We start from the raw sequence: 12,177 nt of genomic DNA on the forward strand, positions 1-12,177 counted from the left end.
CCGTGAAAACGGGAATCTAATTACAGAATTTTGATTTTTGACCTTTTTCAGGTCAAAATGAAACCAGCGAAATACCTCTATGATAGTTGGTTTCAAAAAATTCTTTAATATAATGATGTCTCTTAAAAATTACTGTTTTTTATCGCCAAACAAGCCTCCAAGGAGGCCTCCAAGACCACGTTTTTTAGTGTTGCCCAAAACCATTCCTGTTACGTCATCAATAACGCTACCGTCACCATCAGCGTCAAGAATGGATTCTAAAAAGCTTTGTTCATTTTGTGGCGAATTTCCTTTTAAAAGACCACTCAACATGCCTTCTAATCCACTAGGGCTATCCACATTTTGCTGTTTAGCTTGGTTGCTCAACATGCCCATTAAAATGGGGGCAGCAACTTTTAAGATTTGAGCTACAGATCCTGTATCGATTCCTGATTTTGCACTTATAGCATGTTCGACAGTATTTTGTTTGTTACCAAGCACATGGCCTAATATTTTACTGCCGTCATTGATCACTTTATCATCAACGCCACCACTGAATAAACTGCCCAAATCATTTAAAATACTACCATCGTGCTGGCTGTTTATCGCATTTAATAAACCTTGAGCCCCTTCAGGTGAAGCTGCATTGCGTTTCATGGCCGCCATTAAGACTGGCATTGCCATCATTAGTACATCTTGTGTCTTGTTTTTTGGCTGATTGGTTTGACCAGCAACCCCACTGACAATGGATTTACCCATTTCACTATTTAAAAGATCTAAAATTCCAGACATATCTATTTAAGTTTTAAGAGGTTAAAATACAAAAAATGCTTACAACACACATTGGCTATAAGCATTAATAATTATATAAAGTTAATAGTTTTAAGCTTCCTGTGTTTTTAAGATGCTTACTATTTGAGAAGCTAGTTCAGTCCCTATTCTATCTTGCGCTTCGTTAGTGGCAGCACCAATGTGTGGGGTTAATGAGATGCTTCCATTCATTAGCACCTGAACAGCTGGGGTTGGTTCGCTTTCAAAAGTGTCCAATCCGGCAAAAGCAACCTTGCCACTTTCTATAGCTTTAACCAGTGCAACTTCATCAATCACACCACCTCGGGCAGCATTAACAATACCGACTCCATCTTTCATTAATTCAAATTGCTTGTCGCCAATGACGTATTCATCTTGTGCTGGCACGTGTAAAGTGATAAAATCAGAATGTTTAAGAATCTCCTTCATAGGTTCTGTCTCAATTTCGACATTGATAAACTGACCATTGTAAAAATCGACTTTAATGGTTGCTTTACCTACAAATTTATCAGCCGCAACAACTTTCATTCCTACACCCAGTGCAATTTTAGCAACTTCCCGACCAATCCGTCCAAAACCTATGATTCCTAAAGTTTTGCCTCTTAACTCGGATCCTTTGGCGTAACTCTTTTTTAGGTTGTTAAATTTGGAGTCGCCATCCAATGGCATGTTTCTGTTGGCGTCATGTAAAAATCTTACACCACCAAATAAGTGCGCAAATACCAATTCAGCAACAGACTGTGAAGAAGCGGCAGGAGTATTGATAACGTGTAACCCTTTGCTACGTGCATAGTCTACATCAATATTATCCATGCCTACGCCACCGCGTCCAATGATTTTAATACTCGGACAACTATCAATAAGATCTTTCCTGACTGTGGTCGCACTTCTTACCAATAGCACATCAATGGCTTTATCATTGATGTAATTAACTAGTTGTTCTTGTGCCACGGTAGTGGTGATTACTTCGAATCCAGCTTCCTTTAAGGCGTCTATTCCACTTTGAGAAATACCGTCGTTTGCTAATACTTTCATGAAATTGTTTTTTTTATTCCCGTGTTCCGGTTACAATTGTTGGAGGGAAATCTTTATTTTTCAGTTATTTTATGCTTTTGTCTCCAATTCGCTCATGACTTCAACAAGTGCCTTTACACTGTCTAAAGGAAGCGCATTGTACATGGAAGCTCTGTAGCCGCCAACACTTCTGTGACCATTCAATCCGCTTATTCCTGCTTCTTTTATCATGGTTTCAAAAGTTTCTTTTAAATTGTCATTAACCAAAGTAAATGTAGCGTTCATCATTGAACGATCGTCTTTTGCAGCATATCCCTTAAACAAAGGATTGAGGTCTATTTCTGAATAGATGACACGTGATTTCATTTCATTGGCCTTCTCCATTGCTTGAATGCCACCCAGGTTTTTAATCCACTCTAAGGTCAACATAGAAGTGTAAATAGCAAACACAGGAGGCGTATTGAACATGCTACCTTTTGCTATGTGCACCTGATAGTCAAGGATGGAAGGGATTTTTCGAGACACTTTGCCCAAAATATCTTCTTTTACCACCACTAGAGTTGTTCCTGCAGGTCCCATGTTTTTTTGAGCTCCAGCATAAATAAGATCAAATTTGGAGAAATCCAACTGACGCGAAAATATATCGCTACTCATGTCGCAAACCATTGGGATTGGCGATTTCGGGAATTGTTTCATTTGAGTTCCGAAAATCGTATTGTTGGAGGTGCAATGGAAATAATCATAATCTTCAGGAATTGTATAACCTTTAGGAATGTAATTGAATCCTGCTTCTTTTGATGACGCTACTTCGTGAATATCGTCATAAATTCTAGCTTCCTTAATGGCATTATCACTCCACGTACCGGTATTTAAATAGCCAGCACGTTTTTCCAGTAAATTTTGGGCAACCATGATAAACTGCATGCTTGCACCACCTTGTAAAAACAAGGCTTTGTAACCTTTGCCTTCAAGACCTAAAAGCTCTAAAGCCAACGCTCTGGCGTTCTCCATCACATCCACAAAGTGTTTGCTTCTGTGAGAAATCTCTAACAAGGACAAGCCTATATTATTGAATTCCACTACAGCCTCTGAGGCTTTTTGTAAAACCTCTTGAGGTAATATTGATGGACCAGCGCTAAAATTATGTATTTTCATGGGTTTGTGGTTTTGGAAAGTTACAAAGGTGCTAAATTCATAGAGAAAAGAGGTTGATAATTTGATAATTTATCCGCTAAATTTTTGTCAAAAATGCAATAGTGTCTACATTGTCTGCATAGTCCCATAACTGCGGATGTTGGGTTTGTCCGAAGGGTACGGAATTTTCTGTAATGCCCTTAGAGACTACGCACTGGATGTTCTCTTGGTTGTTTTTTAATACTGTTTTTAGAGTGTCTAAATCGTTATAGTACTCATAAAATAGGGTAGCAATTGGAGATCCGTAACTCGCATCTTCCTTAATCATTAAAAAGCCATTTTCTAAAAGGTCAAACTCGCTCATTAAATATACGGCCTTATTGTAGTCATAATTATTGGCGTATTTGTGTTGGTTAATAATAGGGTGCCATTCGTATAATCCGTTAAAAAACGCGTCAAAATTGTAATCTTTTGGCACAAATAATTTGGAAACGTTTCTACAGCCTAATCCATAATATCTAAAAATATCTTCTGATAATGCTTTAAGTTCTTCGTCATTTTCCTCACCGGTTAAAATGGCTACAGAATTTCTGTTTTTTCTTATTATTGAGGCTTTTCCTTTAAAATAATGTTCAAAATAACGTGAAGTATTAGTGCTTCCAGTAGCTATAACCGCATCAAAATGGGTTAATTTTTCTTCGGTAAATGTAATTCTTCCTTTAAATTCAGGCTCCACATGTTCCAAATATTTGGCTAAATAGGGCAGTAGATGCTTGTCATTTGAAGATTGTTTTACAATGACGTGATGACCAGAAATGAGTACAGACATAATATCGTGGAAACCTACCAACGGAATATTGCCAGCCATAATAATAGCTACTTTTTTTGGTGAGATTTCTTTAAAGTTATACTGCTCCACCCATTGGTTAATAACAGTGTCTGTTAATAACTTGGACCATCCTTGTAAAGTGAATGTGATATTCTCTTTTGTAAACCAGCCGTTGTGTTCATGAGCCAGTTTTATTTGATGCTTAAACCCGTCAAAAAAGTGGTCATTGGCACTGTCATTATCATAATTTTGATAGCCTTCTGCAGAGAATTGTCCGATAAATTCTCCCAATTTCACAAAAGCGGTAATTCTTTTCTGTAAATCCATTCTGTATTTGGTTATGAATAGTTTTGGCGTTATTTTTGCATCGCAAAGTTAGAAAAATGAAATGAACGAGATTATTTAAGTCCCACTTTTTATAAAAGGGTTTGAAAATCTGCTAAATCGGTCTTAAATCTATAAAATCTCATCATTTTTTCTATAGTAAAAATTTAAATGTAAACGATGCTATGGCAATTATAATAACAGACGAATGTATCAATTGTGGTGCTTGTGAACCAGAATGTCCAAACACCGCTATATATGAAGGAGCTGACGATTGGAGATATAAAGATGGTACCAGTTTAAAAGGTAAAGTCGTCCTTCCTGACGGAAAGGAAGTTGATGCTGAAGAGTCTCAAGAACCTATTAGTGATGAAATATATTATATCGTTCCTGATAAATGTACGGAGTGTAAAGGCTTCCATGATGAGCCCCAATGTGCAGCAGTATGTCCTGTAGATTGTTGCGTGCCCGATGACGACCATATGGAAACTGAAGAGCAGCTGCTCAGTAAGCAGCGTTTTATGCATCCTGAAGGGTAAATTAAATCCAAAATATAATAAAAAAAACCGAGCAATTTGCTCGGTTTTTTAGTATCAATAACTATTGGAAATTAGAATCTGTAATTCATTTTAGCATAGTAGTATGTGCCTCCAAAGCCCATTTGTACCGCATCCCAATAGCCCCCGCCTTCAGTCCAATCATCTTGCTGGTCTGGGTAAATATTGAATAGATTATTACTTCCAATATTCAATTTAAGGCTTTGAGAGAGTTTGAAACCAAGATTAAGGTCGGTAACCATCTTTGCTCCATAAGTATCTGTAGCCGCAGCAATTTGTTGCGCAAAGCCACCATAATCGGCTGGGTCTTCAAATGTTTGGAAGTCCAACAATTGCACTTCACTAAAACGAGTAAAGGATAAACCAGCATCAAACCAATTTTTGTCGTAGGTGAAGGTTAAACTCAATTTACTATCAGGCGCTGATGCCAATAAAAATGCTTTGTCGCGTTCACCAAAAAAGGTTTGTTCATCTAAATTACCATTAAGTACTTTGTCAATTTTCATATCATTGAAGTTCCCCAAGAAGGTCGCTCCAAATGAACTGTCTTCACCAAGGTCTGTTTTCCAAGATAAGATGATATCCAATCCTGTGGTTTTTGTGTCAACCCCATTTGTAAAGAACTGTGCGGTATCTACACCTTCAATATCGGGGGCATCAAATGTACCTGTTAAAACAATTCGGTCTTGAACATTGATATAGTAACCATCAACAGTTGCTGAAAACTGTCCGAATTTGGCAGTGAAACCTAAGGCCGCATTAAAGGCTTTTTCTTCATGTAATGGGCCTATTCCAAAAGATGCGGTCACCGGACTGTTGTTAGGTGACAACAATTGGTCACTGGCAACACCTCCAATAAAATTGGTAAATCGTAAATTATAATAAATTTGGGCTAAAGATGGAGCCCTGAATCCTGTACTGACAGAGCCACGAATGTTAATGTTGTCTGTCGCTTTTAAGCGGGCAGCCAATTTACCATTGATGGTGCTCCCAAAGTCACTGTAATCTTCAAATCGTGCAGCCAAATTTACTAAAAACTTTTCAGAGATATCGAATTCGCCATCAGCATAAAAACTTATGTTACTTCTACTTCTATCAACTTCATTGGCTGGCGCATACCCAGGAAACCCTTGAGAGCCACCTGGGCGTGGAATAGCGTTTCCATCATCATCTAAAATAAGATCACCATTGTCATCCATATAATTAACGGTCAATGAATCAGGTGTATTGGCATTAAATGGCACACCATTACTATCATAGGTAGCCCAAGAGCCTACTTCACCTGCAAAAATCATAAAGTTTTCGGTTCTATATTCTGCTCCAAAAGCCAAGTTCATGCCACTTAACACCGCATCATAATATTTAGAAATATCAAAATTGACCGTATTTTGGCTTAAACTATGTCCGCCTGCATCAAAGTCGGTTGGAGAAACATCTACCAAGGAGGCGTTGAGCGTTCCTTTAATATAGTAATGAAATTTGTTAAGACCGTAAGTATTACTAACGTCAATTTTCCAACCACCAGCAGTCTCAGTTCGCACACCAGCAACAATGGAATTATCTATAATGATGGATGTGATGCGCGGCGTAAATCCGTTAGGATATATAGATTCCACCACACGTTCCCCGCCATTTCTGGTGAAGGCGTAGGCATTAGTATCTCTATAATTCCGTCCACCAAATGCATAAACTTCTGTATTCTCCGAAACAGGCACGGCAAAATTCCCAAAGAAATTAAAGCCATCAATAGCAGCTTCCCCAAAACCTTTTCTAAAATCGAACGTAGGACGTAAGGTGTGATTTTTGCTTAGATACTCGGTTGTGAAATTAGCAAATCCTCCTTTGTCACCCACTTTAACTCCATAATTGGCAGTTACTTTAAGGGAGCCTCCATCAAAATTTTTGTCTTTTCCAATGGCATTACCATCTCTTTCAGTATCTAAATAGAAACCGTCAGTATTCCAGAGACCATAATTGTCTTCTTGGAAAGCACTCGTATCGACATCAGCGTTGGTACTATAAAAACCATAATTGACGCTACCTGTTGCTACATTTACTTCATCCTTCAACACAATATTGATAACCCCTGCAATGGCATCTGAGCCATATTGGGCGGATGCACCATCACGTAAAATTTCAATACGTTTAATGGAAGATGCTGGAATTGCGTTCAAGTCTGTTCCTGTATTTCCGCGACCACGCGTTCCAAACAGATTGATCAATGACGATTGATGGCGTCGCTTTCCATTAATTAATACGAGCGTTTGGTCAGGTCCCAAACCGCGCAGTGAAGCTGGGTCGATGTGGTCAGCACCGTCACTACCAGATTGCTTGTTGGCATTGAAAGAAGGAGCCGCGTATTGCAACAGCTCATTGATTTCTACCTTTCCAAGCTGTGTGGTTACTTCGGAAACGTCAATAACATCAATGGCCACAGCGGTATCTAGTGAAGTTCGTTTAGGACTTCTGGACCCAACTAAAACAACTTCTTCCAAACTAACGCCACCACCAAGAGAGACATCGATTATCGTTCGGTTATTTACGGGAATTTCTTGGGTGTTGGAGCCTACATAGCTAAATACCAAAGTGGCTGAACCACTGACGGCAATGCTGTAATGGCCTTCAAAATCTGTTTGCACACCATGTGTGGTGCCCTTTTCAATCACATTTACGCCAGCCATTAGATTGCCTTCGGAATCCTTTACGGTCCCAGATACATTCTGTGCTAAACAAAAATGGATGCTAAACGTGGTTAGCATTAATGTAAAGATGTATTTCATATCTGAATTATTATGAGTTAGTTAACATAAATATACAGGAAATTTGTCAAGCTGTTATGTTTGCATAATAAATTGATCAAATATTTAATAATGAAATTTTAGAATAGAAATCATTGTTGTCTGGTAAAGAATTAAGACCCTGCCTCAAGAACGGCAGGCAGGCGCTGCGCTAATAGAATCAACCTGCCTGAGCCGGCAGGCAGGGAACAAAGACTTGAGTGTAACTAAAAGACTTGAGTGTAACTAACTGATAAATAGACATGATTTAAAGGTGAAATTGGTGGCTCAACCTCCATAACATCATTTCCAAAAAGATAGATTTCATTTTAAATAACTTGTGAAATCCTTTATTAAGCTAGGGTTCATTAAATAATAATAATATTTTAACTGGACAATAATGAATAGAAATGAAAAATATAACTGAAAAGTATAATGAAATCAAGTTAGCCTTTGAATTTTTTCATGCAATTTATTCAGATAATTGACTAAATTTGCACTCGCAAAAATCGCGATGTATTTTAATGAGATTCCCTCAATTGTGGGGATTAAAAACAAGTTTTTCAATGAAAGCCGGAATTGTAGGATTGCCAAACGTAGGGAAATCAACCCTTTTTAACTGTTTATCTAACGCCAAAGCGCAAAGTGCCAACTTTCCGTTTTGTACCATTGAGCCAAATATTGGCATTGTCAACGTGCCAGACCCGAGGCTAGAGCGTCTGGAAGCATTGGTGAAGCCTGTGCGTGTACAACCCGCAACTGTAGAGATTGTGGATATTGCCGGCTTGGTAAAAGGAGCGAGTAAAGGTGAAGGCTTGGGAAACCAATTCTTGGCCAATATTAGAGAAACCGATGCTATTTTGCACGTCTTACGTTGTTTTGATAATGACAATATCATACATGTTGATGGCAATGTAAATCCTATTAGAGACAAAGAGACCATTGATATGGAACTTCAGTTAAAAGATTTGGAGACGGTAGATAAAAAACTTGAAAAAGTAAAACGTGCCGCGAAAACCGGCAATAAGGAAGCACAGAAGGAAGAAGCTGTATTGTTGAAAATTAAATCAGCATTAGAAGCAGGAATCTCTGTAAGGACTTTGGAGTTTGATAAGGAAGATTACGAGGAGTTTGTTGATCCTGCACAATTTATCACTGATAAACCAGTGATGTATGTCTGTAATGTAGATGAAGGTTCAGCGGCAACAGGTAATGCATATGTAGACCAAGTAAAAGAGGCTGTTAAAGATGAAGATGCTGAAATTCTAGTATTGGCAGTCGGTACAGAAGCTGATATTAACGAATTGGACAGTTATGAAGAACGGCAAATGTTTCTTCAGGACATTGGTTTGGAAGAACCAGGATCTTCAAAATTAATTAGATCAGCATATAAACTCTTAAAACAACAAACCTATTTTACGGCTGGTGTTAAAGAGGTGCGTGCTTGGACCATTGATGTTGGCGCAACTGCACCACAAGCGGCAGGCGTCATTCATACCGATTTTGAAAAAGGTTTTATTAGAGCAGAAGTTATCGCTTATGAGGATTTTTCGGCTTTAGGTAGTGAAGCTAAAGTAAAAGAAGCGGGCAAAATGCGTGTAGAAGGAAAGAACTATGTGGTTAAAGATGGTGATGTGATGCATTTTCTGTTTAACGTATAAGGATATAAAAAATATAATTGCTGTTGTTTAAAAAAATTACTACATCAGTAATGTTTTTTTAGCATTAATTATTTAGTTGTTAGATAAACATTGTTGTCCGATTAAAATCTTATACAATTTGATTTTGCTAACAGCAGCAAGCTGTCAGGGAAATTTAAAAACATATCACCTTGCTAAAGCCCTAAAGGGCGTTTTAGTTTTTGAGCTTAAAAATGAAAATCAGATGGGCTTAATTTTCAAATGTTTGCGAATCAAGTCTTATGTCTTATGTCTTATGTCTTTCAGCGCAGCGCCTGCCTGCCGTTTTTTAGGCAGGGTCTTAAGTCTTTTGTCGGACACTAATGTTAGATCAATAGTATTGTTGCACCAAATGAGTTTTCAAGAGCATCTGGATTAACAATTTTTGATTTCACATCAATTTTATGCTTATCTTTCAATCGGATAAAAAAAATGAAATTTATGAAAATTATATTATGGCTAGCCGGAGCAATCATCTTCTTTGTGGTGCTTTTTTATGTGTTTAAATTTGTGTTTTTCACCTCATTAATTGTTGCGGCAGCACTTCTTATCATTCCTATTGTGTATTTTGTTATAAAAAGAAAAACTAAGGACTAAAGCTCCAAGATAGTGGTGCTTTTAGCAATGGACACTCCAATTAATAAACATTGTTAATTACTTTAGACCCATGCGGTATTATATTTTATAGCGAAATGTTATATTAGCAACCTATCTAAATTTTTCACGCTTTTATGTCTCAAGAAACCGACTATACCGAAGATAATATACGATCGCTCGATTGGAAAGAGCATATTCGTATGCGTCCTGGGATGTATATTGGTAAACTTGGTGATGGCTCTTCACCTGATGATGGTATTTATATTCTTCTAAAAGAAGTTTTGGATAATTCCATTGATGAATATGTGATGGGTTCTGGCAAAACCATTGAAGTTTCCATCCAAGGTAACAAAGTTATTGTGCGCGATTACGGTCGTGGTATTCCCCTTGGTAAAGTAGTAGATGTGGTTTCTAAAATGAATACTGGTGGTAAGTATGATTCTAGAGCATTTAAAAAATCAGTAGGTCTTAACGGTGTTGGTACGAAAGCAGTCAATGCGCTGTCTCATTTTTTCCGTGTAGAATCTACGCGTGATAATAAGTCCGCTTCCGCAGAATTCTCACAAGGAAATCTCATCAACCAGGAATTATTGGATGATACTTCAAGACGAAAAGGTACCAAGGTTTCTTTTATTCCGGACGAAGCCATCTTTAAAAAATACAAGTACCGTAACGAATATGTTGAGAAAATGCTCAAAAACTATGTGTATCTCAACACAGGTTTGACCATTCTTTTTAACGGCGAAAAATATTATAGTGAGCATGGATTAAAGGATTTGTTAGAAGAAAACATCAACGTATCTGATATGGTGTATCCTATCATCCATCTCAAAGCTGAAGATATTGAAATAGCGCTTACCCATAGTAGAACACAATATAGTGAAGAGTATCATTCTTTTGTAAATGGACAAAACACCACCCAAGGGGGGACGCATTTAGCAGCCTACCGCGAAGCACTGGTTAGAACCATACGCGAATTTTACGGTAAAAATTACGAAGCCTCTGATGTTCGGAAATCTGTAGTTACTGCAGTTGCCGTAAAGGTTATGGAGCCTGTTTTTGAAAGTCAGACCAAAACCAAGTTGGGATCTACTGACATGGGAGGCGATTTACCCACGGTAAGAACTTTTGTTAACGACTTTGTAAAAACGCATTTAGATAATTTTTTACACAAAAACCCTGATACTGCTGATAAAATCCAGCGAAAAATTCTTCAGGCAGAACGCGAGCGTAAGGAATTGTCGGGGATTAGAAAATTGGCAAAAGACAGAGCCAAGAAAGCTAATTTACACAATAAAAAGCTACGTGATTGTCGCGTACATTTTGGAGATACAAAAAATGATCGCTATTTAGAGTCCACCTTATTTATCACCGAGGGAGATTCAGCATCAGGTAGTATTACCAAATCTAGAGATGTTAATACACAAGCAGTTTTTAGTTTAAGAGGTAAACCTTTGAATTCTTACGGCATGAGCAAGAAAATTGTTTATGAAAATGAAGAATTCAATCTGCTGCAAGCCGCTTTAAACATTGAAGAATCTATAGAAGACCTACGTTACAATAATATTGTAATTGCTACAGATGCTGATGTAGATGGAATGCATATTAGGTTATTGTTGATCACATTTTTTTTACAGTTCTTTCCAGAATTAATTAAGGAAGGTCATTTATATATCTTACAAACGCCATTGTTTAGGGTGAGAAATAAAAAGGAAACTATTTATTGTTATTCAGAGCAAGAGCGTCGTGATGCTATTGAAAAATTAAAACCTAAACCAGAAATTACCCGATTTAAAGGTCTTGGTGAGATTTCGCCAGATGAATTTGTCAATTTTATTGGAGAAAGTATCCGTCTGGATCCTATCATGCTTGATAAAGACATGTCCATTGAAGCGCTCCTTGAATTTTACATGGGTAAAAATACACCAGACCGACAAGAGTTTATTATCGACAATCTTAAGGTAGAATTAGATATAGTAGAGGAAGTTCATGAGAACTAATAATGCGAAAGTAAAAAATATCATCGTTTCAGTCTACTTTATACTGATTGTACTCGCCATAGTGTTAGCTACCGTTTTTAGTGCTTTCAGTCATTTAACATCCAATCCATTTCTTACTTTTCTAATTCTTTTGGCGGGATTTTTAATTCTATTCTTTTCCGTGCATGCCATTTCAAAATTTTTTGAATATGATAGTGATGGTGTTAAAGTGGTCGTCCTCAATAAAGGACTTTTGTTGTCAGAACATTTCAATTACAGAGAACATAAGTTGGAATTTGATAAAGACCGATTAATAGCTTTTAAATTCAAAAATTATATTGTTTATAAAAGCCTGACATTTTATATAAAAAACTCTAAAGGACAAATCAAAAAGGAAACCTTTAATGTAACGCTGATTCCGAAAAAGAAAAGACGTTACATTAGTCAATCCTTAAGCAAGATCGTCAAAAACAATATAAAACCTACACCCTAAATACC

Annotated in this window: 10 protein-coding genes; 5 read left to right on the plus strand and 5 right to left on the minus strand. The window is 37.3% G+C overall.

Translation table 11 applies throughout. The features are described from left to right. Positions 1-129: 129 nt before the first annotated feature. From JEM65_RS18750 to JEM65_RS18765, 4 genes are all read right to left on the minus strand, one after another. Positions 130-771: a DUF937 domain-containing protein gene (locus JEM65_RS18750; protein WP_199602929.1), complete on the minus strand. Its 642-nt coding sequence runs from the start codon at positions 769-771 to the stop codon at positions 130-132. A 90-nt stretch (positions 772-861) separates the two neighbouring features. Next, a complete protein-coding gene (locus tag JEM65_RS18755; protein WP_199602930.1) occupies positions 862-1,824 on the minus strand; it encodes a D-2-hydroxyacid dehydrogenase in 963 nt (320 codons plus the stop codon). A gap of 69 nt (positions 1,825-1,893) precedes the next feature. After that, a complete protein-coding gene (gene serC, locus JEM65_RS18760; protein WP_199602932.1) occupies positions 1,894-2,958 on the minus strand; it encodes a 3-phosphoserine/phosphohydroxythreonine transaminase in 1,065 nt (354 codons plus the stop codon). A gap of 76 nt (positions 2,959-3,034) precedes the next feature. After that, positions 3,035-4,093: an acyl-CoA reductase gene (locus JEM65_RS18765; protein WP_199602933.1), complete on the minus strand. Its 1,059-nt coding sequence runs from the start codon at positions 4,091-4,093 to the stop codon at positions 3,035-3,037. A 182-nt stretch (positions 4,094-4,275) separates the two neighbouring features. Between JEM65_RS18765 and JEM65_RS18770 the strand changes: the two genes are divergently transcribed. Next, positions 4,276-4,629, plus strand: a complete 354-nt coding sequence (locus tag JEM65_RS18770) for a 4Fe-4S dicluster domain-containing protein (protein WP_199602934.1) — start codon at positions 4,276-4,278, stop codon at positions 4,627-4,629. Positions 4,630-4,700: 71 nt separating this feature from the next. Here JEM65_RS18770 and JEM65_RS18775 read toward each other — a convergent pair whose 3' ends face one another. Beyond that, on the minus strand, positions 4,701-7,427 hold the full coding sequence (locus tag JEM65_RS18775; RefSeq protein WP_199602935.1) for a TonB-dependent receptor: 2,727 nt from the start codon (positions 7,425-7,427) through the stop codon (positions 4,701-4,703). Positions 7,428-7,990: 563 nt separating this feature from the next. Between JEM65_RS18775 and ychF the strand changes: the two genes are divergently transcribed. The 4 genes from ychF (at position 7,991) to JEM65_RS18795 (ending at position 12,172) form a co-directional block, all read left to right on the plus strand. Then, positions 7,991-9,085 (plus strand): redox-regulated ATPase YchF, encoded by a 1,095-nt coding sequence (gene ychF / locus JEM65_RS18780; RefSeq protein ID WP_199602936.1) that lies wholly within the window; start codon positions 7,991-7,993, stop codon positions 9,083-9,085. Between the two features lie 459 nt (positions 9,086-9,544). Continuing rightward, positions 9,545-9,700: a hypothetical protein gene (locus JEM65_RS18785; protein WP_199602937.1), complete on the plus strand. Its 156-nt coding sequence runs from the start codon at positions 9,545-9,547 to the stop codon at positions 9,698-9,700. 134 nt (positions 9,701-9,834) lie between these two features. Beyond that, complete coding sequence (locus JEM65_RS18790) at positions 9,835-11,700, plus strand: DNA topoisomerase IV subunit B (RefSeq protein ID WP_199602938.1); 1,866 nt, start codon at positions 9,835-9,837, stop codon at positions 11,698-11,700. Continuing rightward, positions 11,690-12,172, plus strand: a complete 483-nt coding sequence (locus tag JEM65_RS18795; RefSeq protein ID WP_199602940.1) for a hypothetical protein — start codon at positions 11,690-11,692, stop codon at positions 12,170-12,172. The genes JEM65_RS18790 and JEM65_RS18795 overlap by 11 nt, the downstream gene beginning before the upstream one ends. Positions 12,173-12,177: the final 5 nt, after the last annotated feature.

The sequence above is a fragment of the Gelidibacter salicanalis genome, assembly GCF_016469035.1.
Lineage (GTDB): Bacteria > Bacteroidota > Bacteroidia > Flavobacteriales > Flavobacteriaceae > Gelidibacter > Gelidibacter salicanalis_A.